Consider the following 14,903-nt stretch of genomic DNA (forward strand, 5'->3'; position numbering starts at 1 on the left):
CCCTTTCCAACGGAAAGGGCTCTGACCCCTGTTCGGCGCACAAGGCGTCAGAGCCACGCTGCGCGCGGATCCGACCCCGGCCTTCAGGCGTCCTCGCGCACGTAGGCGAACGACTCGTCCAACCGCTCGAAGCCGATCACCTCAGCGACGATGGCCTGTGCATCCTCGTCGCTGATGTTTCCTTCAGCGATATCGTCAACGCGGGCGAACAGCCGCTGCAGGGCTGCGTACTGGTCATCGCGCAGGAACGGCTGGTGGCTCTGCAGCCAGCGCCGCAGGTTGCTGGCCAGCTCGCCGTGCGACAGCAGCGTGTACGGCCCCTGGTAGTCAGCAACGGCTTCGACCATCTTGCGGAACAGGAAATCCTGATAGCTGGCCGCCAGCACATCGGCACGATCATCGTCATGCCACACCAGCACGACGGGGGGCTCGGCAAAGCCGGGCGCGTTGCTCCAGAAGCAGTAGCTGTCGCCACCGCCGGTCCGCGCAAAGGGCAGCAACTGCAGGTCAGTGCGCAGGGGATTGTAATGATCCTCCGCAGTCAACTCCTGCCACGCCTCGAGCAGCTCATCGTCCTCCAGGGGCTCATAGTCCTGGGCATACAGCAGCACCGGCGGATCCGCCTGCAGCGTCGGGAATACCACCTCGGACCATTCCGGATGTGGGGCACCCCAACTCAACCGATCCGCTGCATGCAGCTGCTTGAACAGGGGCGGGAAGGACTGGCCGGTGGCCTGTTCGATGCCGGATAGCGCGCTCATGGATGTCCTTGTCGATGGAGACCGCCCAGCTTGCCCGAATCCGCGCAGGAGATGAACCAGCCGCAGCACGCGGCAGGACTAGACTGCGACCACCGGATGCCGCCCATCGCTGCCATGAACGCCACTGCCCACAGCTTCATCGTCAACCTCGACGTGCCCGACCTGGCCGCCGCCGAAGACTTCTACATCCGGGCCTTCGGCCTGCGCATCGGCCGCCGTCTCGGCCCGGGCGCCGTGGAGCTGCTCGGTGGGCCAACGCCGCTCTACCTGCTGCACAACGACGCCGGCAGCGCCGCCACCGAAGACGGCGACGTGCGCGACTACGAGCGCCATTGGACGCCGCTGCACCTGGATTGGGTGGTGGATGACATCGAAGCCGCGCTGGTACGTGCAGTCGCAGCCGGAGCGACGCTCGAGCAATCCGTGCGCGAGCGCCGCTGGGGACGCATCGCCGTGCTGGCCGATCCGTTCGGCCACGGCTTCTGCCTGATCCAGTTCAGCGGCGAAGGCTACGACGCACTGGTCGAATGACCGCTGCACCGCTCACCACGGCAACGGCACCGCTTCGCCGTTGGCGCGCTCGCCGTAGTACAGCGACGGCAGCAGGCGCGAGAGGAAACTGAACTCCGTGTAGCAGTGCTTGAGCAGGCCCAGCCCGACCGCATCGCCGGCATCGCGGTGCGGATCGGCGCTGTCCAGGCCGAGCACGAAGCGGCTGCGCAGCACACAGCCAAACGGCGTATCGCGTGCGACGTGCAGCATCTGCCCGTCGCAGGGGTCAGCGTTTGCATCCAGACGGACCTGGTCGCCGAAGCCGATTCGCGCGGCGATCACCGCCGATACATCGCCTGCATCCTGTGCCGCCTGCAGGCGCTCGGGCACCAGCAACGTGCGCGGGTCATGGAACTTCAAGCGCGCCGCCACCGGCGGAATGTCGGCCAGCGATTCCACCGCATGGATGCTGGCGCCGTGGTAGCTGCGCCCGCGCTGCCAGGCCGCGTCCCAGCCACGATGCTCGACATGATCGACCGGATGCCACCAGCGGATGTGCTGGGTGGTCTCGAAGAAGGTGAACCACCAGTCGAGCATGCGGCCCTTGCAGCCGTGCAGATCGGTGCGCACCGCCACCAGCAGGGTGCCGTCTTCGCGGCGCTGGATGCCGGTCTCCAGATGCATCGGCGCCGGGTCGAGCAGATCGTGGTGGTCCAGCCAGGCGCGGGCGTTCACAGCGGTATCCATCGGGGTCTCCTGCGGTGTTGGGAGCCCCGACAATACGGAAACGATATCCGTTTCGTAATTGTCCGGATGCGGTAAGATGGGCGCAATGAACAGCACCACCGTGCCCGAGCCCACATCACCGACCCGCCGCCGCGGCCGCCCTGCGCGGCCGGAAGCCGAAGTCCGCCACGCCGTGCTGCAGGCCACGCTGGAGCTGCTGCTGGCGCAGGGTTATGAGGCCACCACCATCGAAGCGGTGGCCGCGCACGCCGGGGTAGCGAAGAAGACCGTGTACCGCCACGCCAGCAACCGCGAGGAACTGGTCGGGTTGGCAGTACGCGAGTGGACCGACGGCTTCGCGCCACAACTGCAGCGCGATGCGCGCAATGCCCAAGAGGTCGTGCCGTTGCTGCAGGACATCCTGCACGCGGTGTGCGCGCAGGCGCTGTCGGCGCAGGCGGTGCAGGTATTCCGCCTGCTGGCCACCGACTTTCCCGGCAAGGACGCGCTGCTGCAGGCCTATCTGGACAATGGCATCGAACGCGGCCGTGCGCTGCTGGCCGACTGGCTGGCGCGCCAGCAACAGCGTGGGCTGCTGCGCGAGGGAGATCCTGTTCGCATGGCGCGATTGCTGCTGGCGATGGCCGTGGCCGAGCCGCTGCGCGAACGCGTGATCGGTGTGGTGGCCGAGGATGCGCCGGTGGACGTGCACCTGCGCGACTGCGTGGCGTTCTTGGCGCCGGTGTTGCAGGCGCCGTAAGGTTGTTCCATCCACGCGTGGCGTGGATCTACCGGCCGGTCCCGATTCGTTGGTCGGCAATGGCCTTGCCCGGTGGGTGCCGACCGTTGGTCGGCACTGGCCTTCCACGGTGGGTGCCGACCGTTGGTCGGCACTCCTGCAGTAACTCACTCGCGCAGCATGTCCACGAACGCGCGCAACGCACCGGGCATCTGCCGCTGCTTCGGGTAGTACAGCGCGAAGCCGGCGAACGGTTCGCTCCAGTCTTCCAGCACTGCCACCATCTGGCCGGATTCGATGTACGGGCGGGCGGTGTCTTCCAGCACATAGGCCAGGCCGATGCCATCGAGTACCGCTCTGACCACGGTGCCCTGCTCGCACAGCGTCAGCCGCCCCGGTACATCGATCTCCAGCGCCTGCCCACCGCGCTCGAACTGCCACTTGTACAGATGCCCGCTGGCGAAGCGGAAGCGGATGCATTCGTGTGTGGCCAGGTCGCGCGGATGCTGTGGCGCCGGGCGCCGCCGCAGGTAGTCCGGCGAGCCGACAATCAAGCCACGCAGCGGTGGGCCCATCGGCACCGCCACCATGTCCTCGGGTACGAACTCGTGCAGGCGCACGCCGGCGTCGTAGCCTTCGGCAACGATATCGACCAGGCCATCGTTCTCGGTCAGCTCCACCCGCACGTCGGGATGGGCGTGCAGGAAGCGCGCCAGCCGTGGCCCCAACTGGGTCGGCACTGCGGCGCGGGTAGCATTGATACGCAGCAGGCCCGCCGGCGCGGCGCGGAACTGGTTCATCTCCTCCAGCGCGTCATTCACCTGGCCCAGCGCGGGCTGCAGGCGTTCCAGCAGGCGCTGCCCGGCCTCGGTCAGGGCCACGCTGCGGGTGGTGCGATGGAACAGGCCCACGCCCAACCGTTCCTCCAGCGCGCGGATGGCATAGCTCACCGCCGAGGTCGACAGCGCCAGCTCGGCGCCGGCACGGCGGAAGCTGCGGTGACGGGCGACCGCCGCGAACGCGGCCAGGTGGGTGAGATTGTCAGTGGCCATGATTGTGCAGTTTCACTTGATGAATCATGCCGATATCCGTGCTTCTTGCGGCTGGGTACGGGGCGTATTGTAAAACGCCTTTCGACAAACCCTGCCAAGGATTCCCCATGTCCCTCGCCCGTGGTTACGCCGCCCACTCCCATACCGACCCGCTGGTGCCCTTCGAGTTCGAACGCCGCGCGGTCGGCCCGGACGATGTGCGCATCGAGATTCTCTACAGCGGCATCTGCCACTCCGACCTGCACCAGGCCCGCGACGACTGGGGTGGCTCGATCTACCCGATGGTGCCGGGCCACGAGATCATCGGCCGGGTGACCGAAGTCGGCAGCAACGTCACCCGCTTCAAGGTCGGCGACCACGCCGGCGTCGGCTGCATGGTCGACTCCTGCCGCCACTGCGATGCCTGCGAGCACGACCTGGAGCAGTACTGCGCAGAGGGCGCGACCTGGACCTACAACGGCCGTGAACGCGAAAGCGGCGCGCCGACCTACGGCGGCTATTCCGACCACGTGGTGGTCGAACAGCGCTTCGTGGTGAAGGTGTCCGACACCCTCAACCTGAAGGCCGCCGCGCCGCTGCTGTGCGCCGGCATCACCACCTGGTCGCCGCTGCGCCACTGGAAGGTCGGCCCGGGCCAGAAGGTCGGCGTGATCGGCCTCGGTGGCCTCGGCCACATGGGCGTGAAGTTCGCCAAGGCACTCGGCGCGCACGTGGTGATGATCACCACCACGCCGGAAAAGGGTGCCGACGCCAAGCGCCTGGGCGCCGATGAGGTGCTGGTCTCGCGCGATGCCGCGCAGATGAAGGCGCACGCGGGCAGCTTCGACTTCCTGCTCAACACCATCCCTGTTGGCCATGACACCAATCCGTACATGGGCCTGCTCAAGCGTGAAGCCACCATGTGCCTGGTCGGCGTGCTGACCGAACTGGACCCGCCGTTGACCGGTGGCAGCGTGATCTTCGGCCGCAAGCACCTGACCGGATCGGCGATTGGAGGCATGGCTGAAACCCAGGAAATGATGGACTTCTGTGCCGAGCACGGCATCGTCAGCGATGTGGAGATGATCGACATCAAGAACGTCAACGAAGCCTGGGAACGCATGACGAAGAACGATGTGCGCTACCGCTTCGTGATCGACATGGCGACGATGAAGGACGCGGCCTGATCCAGGGCAGATGCGAAAAAGAAAAACCCCGGCAATGCCGGGGTTTTTTTCTGGTAGTGCCGGCCGCTGGCCGGCACCCCCGCCTGGCTGCCGGCCAGCGGCCGGCACTACCGCAATCCACTCAGTACGCGAATTCGCGGAACACCGGATCGACGTCGCCGTGCCAGCGGCCATGGAACAGCGCCAGCTTGCGCTCGGCCGGGGTCAGCCCGGATTCGACGATCTCCTGCAGCACGTCCAGGAACTTGCTCTCGTCCTGGCCGTCGGCATTGCGCGCCGCGCGGCGCTTGAGGCCTTCGACGGAAATCTTCACGGCTTCGCGGGCCAGGTCGCGCACCGTGCCATTGCGGAACGGCAGGTTCATCGCATGCTTCGGCACGCCGTCGCGCAGTGCATGGCGCTCGGCCAGGGTGAAGTCACGCACCAGGTCCCACGCAGCGTCCAGCGCAGCGTCGTCGTACAGCAGCCCGACCCAGAACGCCGGCAGCGCACACAGGCGGCTCCACGGACCACCATCGGCGCCGCGCATTTCCAGGTACTTCTTCAGGCGCACTTCCGGGAACGCGGTGGTCATGTGGTCCGACCAGTCGCGCAGCGTCGGCAGCGCGCCCGGCAGCACCGGCAGCCTGGCCTGCATGAAATCGCGGAAGCTCTGCCCGCTGGCGTCGTGGTAGATGCCATCGCGGTAGGAGAAATACATCGGCACGTCGAGCAGGTAATCGACATAGCGCTCGTAACCGAAGCCATCCTCAAACACGAAGTCGAGCATGCCGGTGCGGTCAGCGTCGGTGTCGGTCCAGATGTGCGAGCGGTAGCTCAGGTAGCCGTTGGGCTTGCCTTCGGTGAACGGCGAATCGGCGAACAGCGCGGTGGCGATCGGCTGCAGCGCCAGCGATACGCGGAACTTCTTCACCATGTCCGCTTCGGTCGCGTAGTCCAGGTTCACCTGTACCGTGCAGGTGCGGGTCATCATGTCCAGGCCGAGCGAACCGACCTTGGGCATGTACGAACGCATGATCTTGTAGCGACCCTTGGGCATCCAGGGCATCTCGTCGCGCTTCCACTTCGGCTGGAAGCCCATGCCGAGGAAACCCAGCTGCAGTTCGCCGGCCACCTGCGCCACTTCGTTGAGGTGGGTGCCGGTCTCCACGCAGGTCTGGTGGATGGTCTCCAGCGCCGCACCGGACAGCTCCAGCTGACCGGCCGGTTCCAGCGTCACCGAGGCGCCATCGCGCAGCAGGGCGATCGTGTTGCCGTTCTCCTGCACCGGCTCCCAGCCGAAGCGGACCAGGCCGTTGAGCAGCGCTTCGATGCCGCGCTCGCCTTCGAAGGTCGGCGGGCGCAGGTCATCCAGGCGGAACCCGAACTTCTCGTGCTCGGTGCCGATGCGCCACTGCGCGCGGGGCTTCTCGCCGGAGGCGATCACCTCCACCAGCTGCGAGCGGTCGGTAATGGGGGTATCGGCGACGTGGCTGGGGCTCGACAAGGGAAAGGCTCGCTGGACGGTGGCGGGGGATGTGGGGCTCGCGGCCTTCCATCGCAAGGGCGCACTATAGCGTGGCACCCCGTTGCGTCATGCGACGGTGACGGGTTTCAGCATCCTACCGACGCCCTCTTGACCCTCGTACACTCAGAGCCATGAGCCGCCATTCACGACACCCCGAACTGCATCGCTCCGAGCGCGTCGGCTGGCTGCGAGCCGCCGTGCTGGGCGCCAACGATGGCATCGTCTCGGTGGCTGGCCTGGTGGTCGGCGTGGCCGCCAGCGGCGCCTCGGCTGCGACCATCCTGGCCACCGGCGTGGCGGGTACCGTGGCCGGCGCGATGTCGATGGCGGCGGGCGAATATGTCTCGGTGCAGACCCAGGCCGACACCGAAGCGGCCGACCTGGCAATGGAAAAGCGCGAGCTGCGCGACGATCCGCACAGCGAACTGGAGGAGCTGGCCGCGATCTACCGACACCGCGGCCTGGAGCCTGCGCTGGCGCGGCAGGTTGCCGAACAGCTTACCGCCCACGATGCGCTGGGTGCCCACGCCCGCGACGAACTGGGCATCACCGATACCCTGCGCGCCCGTCCGCTGCAGGCAGCGCTGGCCTCGGCCGGTGCGTTCACCTGCGGTGCGGCGCTGCCAGTGATGACCGCCCTGCTGGCGCCGGTCGACAAGGTCGCACTGATGACCACGGCCAGTACCCTGCTCGGCCTGTGTCTGACCGGCGCGGTGGCAGCCCAGGCCGGCGGCGCCCCGCCGGTACGCGGCGCGATCCGGGTGATGTTCTGGGGTGCACTGGCAATGGCCGCCGCTGCAGGCGTCGGTCGCCTGTTCGGCGCCCCGGTGACATGACCGGCATGCTGCCGCCAGTTACCGCACTGCTGGCCGAGATGGCCAGTCTGGCCGGCTGCGCACGCGCCGAAGGTTATGCGTGCATCACCGCGCGGCGCGAACATGGCGCCAGCTCGGTGGAGATTCCGCAACCGCAGTTCGCGATCCTGCTGGAAGGCCGCAAGCAGGTGCGTACCGCGCACCAGTCGCTGGAGTTCATCCCCGGCGACATCCTGCTGCTGACCCAGCGCTGCCGCATCGATGTAGTCAACACCCCCGACCCACGCAGTGGCCGCTACCTCAGCGCCATCGTGCCGCTGTGTGCCGAAGTGCTGGCGGCCGCTCGCACGCTGTGGAGCGAGGAGCTTCCCGCGCCAGGCCAGGTGATGGCGCGACTGCCGTTGATCGATCATGGCGCGGTGCTGCGCCAGTGGCGGCAATCGCTGCAGGACGGTCGTTACAGCGAAGCGCGGCTGGCCCTGGCCTCGCTGGTACTGACCTTGTGCCGGCAGGGCCACGGCAACCTGCTGCTGCCGCAGGCACCGAGCCTGGGCGAACAGATCCGCGACCGCATCGCCGCCGAACCCGCACGCGACTGGCAATCGCGCGATGTGGAAGAACAGTTCGCGTTGAGCGGCGCGACCCTGCGCCGCCGTCTTGCCGCCGAAGACACCAGCCTGCGCCAGCTGCTCACCGAGGCACGGCTGGCGCATGGCATGCAGCTGCTCTACACCACGGACCTGCCGTTGAAGACCGTGGCAGCGCGCGCGGGCTACCGGTCTGCGGCGAGTTTCAGCAAGCGCTTCGCCGAGCAGTACGGACTGGCTCCCACAGACATTTGAGGGGTTCGGCAGGGCTTGCAGCCCTGCACCCGCCGAAGCGAGAGCAAGAGCCGGAGCAACAGCAACAGCAACAGCGTGCATTCCGTGGGATGGCGGGGCGGTGTGGGTGGGCAGGACACGCCGTAAACCCGTCCCTGGGGGCTCGATGGCGCCATCCATGGCGCCAACGGTCCTGCCCACCCACACCGCCCCACCTTCGACAGGTTCACTCGGCTGTTGGCAACTGCGGCTTTGTTCCGCGCGGCTGTTGGTAGGTGTCGACCTTGGTCGACACATCTGTCACATATCGAATGAGTCATCCACGCATGGCGTGGATCTACTGTATCGACCAAGGTCGACACCCACCGGGGCAATACGTCGTTCCAACAGATCGCGGAAAACTGTCGAAGGCGGGGTGGGTCCGGTTGCGGGGGCGTGAGCCGCATGGATGCGGCGACCGAGCTTACATGGATGTACTTGCAGCGTCCCCCGCAACCGGACCCACCCCGCCATCCCACAGGAAACCAGTTTTTGACGTTGCTTTGGCTGCGGCCGTTGCCTCTGCGGGTGCAGGGCGCAGCCCTGCAGACAACACCCCCTCCCTGAGCATTCCGCGCAGTGGTTTGAGCGCCGTGCACACGCCGGCCACGGCACGCTATGCGGCAACGGAACCGCCCGTCATCCACCGAGAACCACCATGACCCTGCGTCACCTGCCGCTGCACGGCGCCCTGCTGCTGGCCCTGTCGCCCCTGCCGCTGGCCGCGCTGGCCGAGGCCACTTCGCCCGCCCCCACCCAGCAGGTGCCTGGTGTCTATCACCAGCGCGTCGGCGCGCTGCAGGTCACCGCCCTGTTCGACGGCGTGGTCGCGCTCGGCCGGCAGGAAGTGGTGGACGTGCCGCCGACGCTGGTCAGCCGCCTGCTGGAAGGCCGTTACGTGCCGGAAGACAAAAAGGGCCTGCAGACCGCGATCAATGCGTTCCTGATCCGCCAGGGCAACCACCTGACCCTGGTCGACACCGGCACCGCGCAGTGCTTCGGACCCGGCCTGGGCCAGGTGCTGGGCAATCTGCGCGCCTCCGGCGTGGACCCGGCCGAGGTAGATGAGGTGCTGCTGACCCACGCCCATCCGGACCACCTGTGCGGCGTACTCGACGCGCAGGGCAAGCCGGCCTACCCCAATGCCACGGTGTGGCTGTCCAAGGCGGATGCCGATTACTGGCTCAACCCGGCCAGCGAGGGCACCGCGCCGAAGGGCGTGCGCTTCGCCTTCCCGCTGGCACGCAATGCGGTCGCGCCATACCAGGCCAGCGGCCACCTGCGCACCTTCAGCCCCGGCGACGCCCTGCCCGGCGGCGCGGTGGCGATGGACACCCATGGCCATACGCCCGGCCATGTCTCTTACCGGTTCGACAGCCAGGGCCAGTCACTGCTGGTATGGGGTGATGTGCTGCACTTCCATGCGGTGCAGTTCGCGCACCCGGAGGCGGCATTCGAGGCCGATTCGGACCGCACAGCGGCCATCGCCAGCCGTCGCGGGCTGCTGCAGCAGGCCACCGCCAACGGCTGGTGGGTAGCCGGTGCGCACCTGCCCTTCCCCGGCCTGGGCCATGTGCGTGGCGAGGGCAAGGCCTATGCGTGGGTGCCGGCGGAGTATTCGCCGTTGTAAGGGTGTGCCGACCAAGGTCGGCACCCACCGATCGGGTAGCGCCCGGCTGCCAGCCGGGCGACCGGAAATGCCTTACTCCAGCCCCAGCCAGCCGCCGATCACGCCACGGGCTTCGTCCACGCCGGTACGGTCTTCGCCGGAGAACACCTGCACGCTGACGCTGTCGCCGTAGGCCGATTGCAGTTCCTTGCGCACCTTCTGCAGGGACTGCATCTGCTGGCTGCGGCTGAGCTTGTCGGCCTTGGTCAGCAGGGCGTGCGCCGGCAGGCCGCGCTGCACGGCGTAGGACAGCATCTGCCGGTCGTAGTCCTTCAGCGGATGGCGGATGTCCATCACCACCACCAGCCCCTTCAGGGCTTCGCGGGTGCGGAAATACTTGTCGATGAAGGCCTGCCAGTGCGCTTGCAGGTCCAGCGGCACCTTTGCATAGCCATAACCTGGCAGGTCGACCAGATGCGCTTCCGGGGTGACCTGGAAGAACACCAACTGCTGGGTACGGCCAGGGGTCTTGGAGACACGGGCCAGGGCGTTCTGGCGGGTCAGCGCGTTGAGCGCACTGGACTTGCCGGCGTTGGAGCGGCCGGCGAAGGCCACTTCGGCCCCTTCGTCGGGCGGCAGTTGCCGCACGTTGTGGGCCGAAAGGTGGTAACGGGCGCGTTCGATGAGCAATGACATGTGCCTAGGATCGCATGTTGCGGCGCCGCGCGCCCGTGCCGGCGGCCTCTGCGGGCATTTTGCTGCACTGCTGCGTTGACCGTGCGCGGAAACGGCGTTGATAATCCGGGCGATGCCGGCGGCCACCGCCCGGCCCGGTCCATACGGAGCTTCAGCATGCGCCACGCTCGCGTTCTTGCCGTATCCGCCCTTGCCACTGCTGTAGTCGTTGCCGCTGCTGCGTTCGCGCAGACCACGTTGACCCCGCTGCCCGACAACGGGCCGATCAACACCGCCTCGCTGGAGGTGGATTTCAGCAAGACCCACTGGGGCGATGCCAAGGCCGGCCAGACCAAGGCCTCGGCCTGCGCGGCCTGCCATGGCGCCGACGGCAATTCCACGGTGGAGATGTACCCGTCCATCGCCGGCCAGAGCGAACGCTACGTCGCCCAGCAGATGGCCCTGATCGCCAATGGGCAGCGCAGTTCCGGCGCGGCGGTGGCGATGGTGCCATTCGTACAGAACCTCACCCCGCAGGACATGCGCGACATCGGCGCGTTCTTCGCCACGCAGAAGGCCACCGCCGGCATCGCCGATGACACGGCAGTCACCGACGGCCCGTACAAGGGCATGAAGTTCTACGAGATCGGCCAGCAGCTGTACCGTGGCGGCGACGCCAAGCGCGGCCTGCCGGCCTGCATGGCGTGCCACGGCCCCAGCGGTGCCGGTAATCCGGGTCCGGCCTATCCGCACATCGGTGGTCAGCACGCCAGCTATGTCGCGCGCCGCCTGCAGGAATACCAGGCCGGCCAGACCAGCGAGACCGACAAGGCCCACTTCCAGATCATGGCGACAGTCGCGCAGAAGCTGAGCGAGCAGGAGGTGCAGGCGCTGTCGAGCTACCTGCAGGGCCTGCACAACAAGGCCGACGATGTGGCCACTGCCCCCCCGTCGGCGCAACCGGCTGCCGCCCCCTGACCACCACTGGTCGGCCCGGGCCGCCACCACGGCCCGCGCCTGCGGTATGTTTCCTTCACGCCGGCGACCGCGCCGGCGTTGCTTTTTTCAACGGAGATGCGTGTCGATGAGGTTGATTTCCCGCCTGCTGTTGTCCGTGCTGGTGCTGCTGCCGCTGGCAGCCTGCGCCGCTACCCCCGCCAATGCCCCGCTGGTCGAGGGCAAAGACTACGAGCGCATCGCGCAGCCGGGCCCGTTCCAGCCGCTGGCGGGCAAGATCGAGGTGGTCGAGGTCTTCGGCTACACCTGCCCGCATTGCGCCCACTTCGAACCGCAGCTGGAAGCCTGGGCGGCCAAGCTGCCGGCCGACGTGCGCTTCACCCCGGTCCCGGCTGCCTTCGGTGGCGCCTGGGATGCCTGGGCACTGGCCTACTACGCCGCCGACGAGGTCGGCGTGGCCAAGCGCAGCCACGCTGCCGTGTTCAAGGCCCTGCACGAGCAGGGATCGCTGCCGATGCAGAACGTCTCGGCCGATGAGCTCGCCACCTTCTACAAGGCGTATGGCGTGACCCCGGACCGTTACCTGCAGGCCCTGCGCGGCGACGCCGTACAGAAGAAGGTCGATGCCGCGCGCGCGTTCGCCCAGCGCACCAGGATCCCGGGGACCCCGGCGCTGATCATCAACGGCCAGTACCTGGTGCGTGGCAACAGCTTCGACGACCAGCTGCGCATCGCCTCGGCGCTGATCGCCCAGGCCCGCGCTGCCCGCGGCCGCTGAACCAACACCCACCACCGACACGGCGCTGTCGCCGCCGCATGTCATCATTTCCCTCTGGCCGGCGCCTGGCGCCGGCCCCACCATTCCAGATGCTGGAGACGTTTCCATGAAGATCCGTTACGCCCTCGCCCTCGCAGCGCTGCTGCCGATCCTGGCTGCCTGCAAGGCTGATGACGGCAGCACCAACACCACCGCGGCCCCGGCCGAACCGGCTGCAGCCCCGGCAGCCACCACCGAACCGGCTGCTGCGCCGGCGGCGGGCAGCGAAGGCGCCGCGCCGGCTGCCGCTGAAGGCGAGAAGGCCCCGGCCGAAGCGGCTCCGGCCACCGCACCGGCCCCGACCACCGCCGCACTGACCGGCCCGGCCCCGGTGGAAGGTGCCGACTACCAGGTGATCCCGAACGGCCAGCCGTTCCAGCCGGCCACCGGCAAGATCGAAGTGACCGAGATCTTCGGCTACGTCTGCCCGGCCTGCGCCGCATTCCAGCCGCTGGTCGGCCCGTGGAAGGCCGGCCTGCCGAGCGACGTGAACTTCGTCTACGTGCCGGCCATGTTCGGCGGCACCTGGGATGACTACGCCCGTGCCTTCTACGCCGCGCAGACCCTGGGCGTGCAGGAGAAGACCCACGAAGCGCTGTACGCCGCCATCCACTCGCAGAAGACCCTGAAGGGCGAGCGCGGCCGTGATTCGGTGGAAGACATCGCCAAGTTCTACGGTGCCTACGGCGTGGATCCGAAGCAGTTCGCCGCCACCATGGGCAGCTTCGCAGTGAATGCCAAGACCAACTCGGCCAAGCAGTTCGCGCAGCGCAGCCAGATCAGCGGCACCCCGTCGATCATCGTCAACGGCAAGTACCTGGTGAAGGGCAAGAGCTTCCCGGACATGCTGCGCATCGCCGACCACCTGATCGCCCGCGAACGCGGTGCGGCCCAGGCTCACTGATCCAAGAGAAGCGTTTCCCGGCCGTGAATTCCCCCCGTACACGGACCCTGCGCTTGCTGACGGCCAACATCCAGGCCGGCTCAAGTACCCGCCGCTACAGCGACTATGTGACCCGCAGCTGGTCACATGCGCTGCCGGCGGGTCGCAAGCGCAGCAATCTTGACGCGATCGCCACCTTGGCGCGCGACCATGACATCGTCGGCCTGCAGGAGGCCGACCCGGGCAGCCTGCGCTCGGGCTTCACCAACCAGACCCACTATTTGGCCCAGCGCGCCGGATTCAATTACTGGAGCCACCAGCCGAACCGGCGCATGGGTGGGGTCGCCTCCAGCGCCAACGGCCTGTTGAGCAAGCTGGAACCGGTTGAAGTGCAGGATCACGCCCTGCCCGGCCGCATCGGCGGGCGCGGCGTGCTGCTGGCCAAGTTCGGCGACGGCGCCGATGGCCTGGCGGTGGCAGTGGCCCATCTGTCGCTGGGCGCGGGATCGCGGATGTCGCAGCTGGGCTTCATCGCCGAGCTGTTGTCCGACCACCCCAACGCAGTACTGATGGGCGACTTCAACTGCCTGGCCGAGCGCCCGGAAATGCAGGTGCTGTACCAGAAGACCCGGCTGCAGCCCCCGGGCTGCATCGTGCCGACCTTCCCCAGCTGGCGCCCGGACCGCGCCATCGACCACATCCTGGTCAGCAGCGGCCTGCAGACCCGCACCGTGGAAGCCGTACCGGCCGCGTTCTCCGATCACCTCGCCCTGGCGATGCAGATCGACGTCCCGGCCGACGCCCTGCGCTGACTCGCCGTTACGGTAGGTGCGGACCGTTGGTCCGCACGCTCTGCGCCGGGCGCCGCCCGGCGCCCCCTAAATCGGGGCATAAACGACTTAATCCCCTCCGTCCCCTTTTTCAGGCGGTGACGGGTGCTTTCAACCGCCGCGCGGTCATCGTGCTGCCCACCGAGGCCAACACCGTGCAGCCGATCGCCAGCCACTGCAGCCCGTGCAGGTGCTCGTGCAGCAACAGCATCGCCCACAGCGCGGCCACCGCCGGCTCCATGCTGATCAGGATGCCAAAGGTCTCCTTCGGCAGGCGCTTGAGCGCCATCATTTCCAGCGACATCGGGATCGCGCTGGACACCAGTGCCACCAGCAGGCCCGCCGCCAGGATCTTCGGGTCGAGCAGCGCGGCACCGGCATGCACCACGCCCACCGGTACCACCACCAGAGACGCCGCCAGCAGCCCCAGCGAGACCGAGTGCCCGGCATGCAGATGACCGGCACGCTTGCCGAACACGATGTACAGGCCCCAGCAGGCCGCAGCGCCCATCGCGTACAGCACGCCGGCCGGGTCCAGCGCGGGGCCCCCGCCGATCGGCAGGAGCAACAGCAGCCCCACCGCCGCGCAGCCTACCCAGAGGAAATCGATCGGGCGTCGTGATGACAGCATCGCCACCGTCAGCGGCCCGGTGAACTCGATGGCCACCGCGATGCCGAAGGGAATCGTGCGCAGGGCCATGTAGAACAGCAGGTTCATCAGCCCCAGAGTGAGCCCGTAGCGCAGGATGGTGATCGCATCCACGCGGCTGGTCTTCCAGCGCCATGGCCGCCAGAACAGCAGCAGCAACAGCGCTGAAAAGCCCACGCGCAGCGCGCTGGTGCCCTGCGCACCGATCAGCGGGAACAGGTGTCTTGCGTAGGAAGTGCCGATGGCCAGCGAGGTGACCGAGCCGAGCACCGCCAGCGCCGGCAACATCGGCGCAAGTCGTGAGGTCTGCATGCGCAAAGTCTATTGCGTCGGCGCCGAGCACTTGGCTCAATTGACAGCCTGTT

General features: G+C 67.7%; 16 protein-coding genes. 10 read left to right on the forward strand and 6 right to left on the reverse strand.

Annotated elements, in window-relative coordinates:
• Positions 1-83 precede the first annotated feature (83 nt).
• Positions 84-761 (reverse strand): SMI1/KNR4 family protein, encoded by a 678-nt coding sequence (locus tag AC5P9N_RS16415; RefSeq protein WP_005411012.1) that lies wholly within the window; start codon positions 759-761, stop codon positions 84-86.
• 114 nt (positions 762-875) lie between these two features.
• Between AC5P9N_RS16415 and AC5P9N_RS16420 the strand changes: the two genes are divergently transcribed.
• The gene (locus tag AC5P9N_RS16420; protein WP_012481244.1) at positions 876-1,292 is read left to right on the forward strand and encodes a VOC family protein; all 417 of its coding nucleotides are present in this window, start codon (positions 876-878) and stop codon (positions 1,290-1,292) included.
• Between the two features lie 12 nt (positions 1,293-1,304).
• Here AC5P9N_RS16420 and AC5P9N_RS16425 read toward each other — a convergent pair whose 3' ends face one another.
• Positions 1,305-2,000: a DAPG hydrolase family protein gene (locus AC5P9N_RS16425; protein ID WP_065183180.1), complete on the reverse strand. Its 696-nt coding sequence runs from the start codon at positions 1,998-2,000 to the stop codon at positions 1,305-1,307.
• Between the two features lie 76 nt (positions 2,001-2,076).
• Between AC5P9N_RS16425 and AC5P9N_RS16430 the strand changes: the two genes are divergently transcribed.
• Positions 2,077-2,739 (forward strand): TetR/AcrR family transcriptional regulator, encoded by a 663-nt coding sequence (locus tag AC5P9N_RS16430; protein WP_024956057.1) that lies wholly within the window; start codon positions 2,077-2,079, stop codon positions 2,737-2,739.
• A gap of 146 nt (positions 2,740-2,885) precedes the next feature.
• On the opposite strand, the gene AC5P9N_RS16435 is transcribed toward AC5P9N_RS16430, so the two are convergent.
• The gene (locus tag AC5P9N_RS16435) at positions 2,886-3,770 is read right to left on the reverse strand and encodes a LysR family transcriptional regulator (protein WP_005411016.1); all 885 of its coding nucleotides are present in this window, start codon (positions 3,768-3,770) and stop codon (positions 2,886-2,888) included.
• Between the two features lie 107 nt (positions 3,771-3,877).
• Here AC5P9N_RS16435 and AC5P9N_RS16440 point away from each other — a divergent pair, with 107 nt between their 5' ends.
• Complete coding sequence (locus AC5P9N_RS16440) at positions 3,878-4,936, forward strand: NAD(P)-dependent alcohol dehydrogenase (protein ID WP_099484751.1); 1,059 nt, start codon at positions 3,878-3,880, stop codon at positions 4,934-4,936.
• A gap of 121 nt (positions 4,937-5,057) precedes the next feature.
• Here AC5P9N_RS16440 and AC5P9N_RS16445 read toward each other — a convergent pair whose 3' ends face one another.
• Positions 5,058-6,422 carry a glutamate--cysteine ligase gene (locus AC5P9N_RS16445; RefSeq protein WP_049450587.1) on the reverse strand — a complete coding sequence of 455 codons (1,365 nt, stop codon included), beginning with the start codon at positions 6,420-6,422 and terminating at the stop codon, positions 5,058-5,060.
• A gap of 152 nt (positions 6,423-6,574) precedes the next feature.
• Between AC5P9N_RS16445 and AC5P9N_RS16450 the strand changes: the two genes are divergently transcribed.
• From AC5P9N_RS16450 to AC5P9N_RS16460, 3 genes are all read left to right on the forward strand, one after another.
• Positions 6,575-7,279: a VIT1/CCC1 transporter family protein gene (locus tag AC5P9N_RS16450; protein WP_043034022.1), complete on the forward strand. Its 705-nt coding sequence runs from the start codon at positions 6,575-6,577 to the stop codon at positions 7,277-7,279.
• A complete protein-coding gene (locus AC5P9N_RS16455) occupies positions 7,276-8,100 on the forward strand; it encodes a helix-turn-helix transcriptional regulator (protein WP_043034020.1) in 825 nt (274 codons plus the stop codon). The genes AC5P9N_RS16450 and AC5P9N_RS16455 overlap by 4 nt, the downstream gene beginning before the upstream one ends.
• A gap of 676 nt (positions 8,101-8,776) precedes the next feature.
• Positions 8,777-9,748 carry an MBL fold metallo-hydrolase gene (locus tag AC5P9N_RS16460; RefSeq protein WP_099484752.1) on the forward strand — a complete coding sequence of 324 codons (972 nt, stop codon included), beginning with the start codon at positions 8,777-8,779 and terminating at the stop codon, positions 9,746-9,748.
• A gap of 72 nt (positions 9,749-9,820) precedes the next feature.
• Here the strand turns inward: AC5P9N_RS16460 and yihA are convergent, their stop codons facing one another.
• Positions 9,821-10,423 (reverse strand): ribosome biogenesis GTP-binding protein YihA/YsxC, encoded by a 603-nt coding sequence (gene yihA / locus AC5P9N_RS16465; RefSeq protein ID WP_005411022.1) that lies wholly within the window; start codon positions 10,421-10,423, stop codon positions 9,821-9,823.
• A 156-nt stretch (positions 10,424-10,579) separates the two neighbouring features.
• On the opposite strand from yihA, the gene AC5P9N_RS16470 reads away from it, so the two are divergent.
• From AC5P9N_RS16470 to AC5P9N_RS16485, 4 genes are all read left to right on the forward strand, one after another.
• Positions 10,580-11,380 (forward strand): c-type cytochrome, encoded by an 801-nt coding sequence (locus tag AC5P9N_RS16470; RefSeq protein WP_012481251.1) that lies wholly within the window; start codon positions 10,580-10,582, stop codon positions 11,378-11,380.
• A gap of 106 nt (positions 11,381-11,486) precedes the next feature.
• Entirely contained in the window at positions 11,487-12,137 is a 651-nt protein-coding gene (locus tag AC5P9N_RS16475) for a thiol:disulfide interchange protein DsbA/DsbL (protein WP_005411024.1), read from the forward strand.
• Between the two features lie 106 nt (positions 12,138-12,243).
• Complete coding sequence (locus AC5P9N_RS16480) at positions 12,244-13,080, forward strand: thiol:disulfide interchange protein DsbA/DsbL (protein ID WP_005414471.1); 837 nt, start codon at positions 12,244-12,246, stop codon at positions 13,078-13,080.
• A gap of 53 nt (positions 13,081-13,133) precedes the next feature.
• Positions 13,134-13,871: an endonuclease/exonuclease/phosphatase family protein gene (locus AC5P9N_RS16485; protein WP_204325323.1), complete on the forward strand. Its 738-nt coding sequence runs from the start codon at positions 13,134-13,136 to the stop codon at positions 13,869-13,871.
• 109 nt (positions 13,872-13,980) lie between these two features.
• Here the strand turns inward: AC5P9N_RS16485 and AC5P9N_RS16490 are convergent, their stop codons facing one another.
• On the reverse strand, positions 13,981-14,850 hold the full coding sequence (locus AC5P9N_RS16490; protein ID WP_099484758.1) for an EamA family transporter: 870 nt from the start codon (positions 14,848-14,850) through the stop codon (positions 13,981-13,983).
• Positions 14,851-14,903: the final 53 nt, after the last annotated feature.

The organism is Stenotrophomonas sp. YJH_SMC_6 (assembly GCF_059371335.1).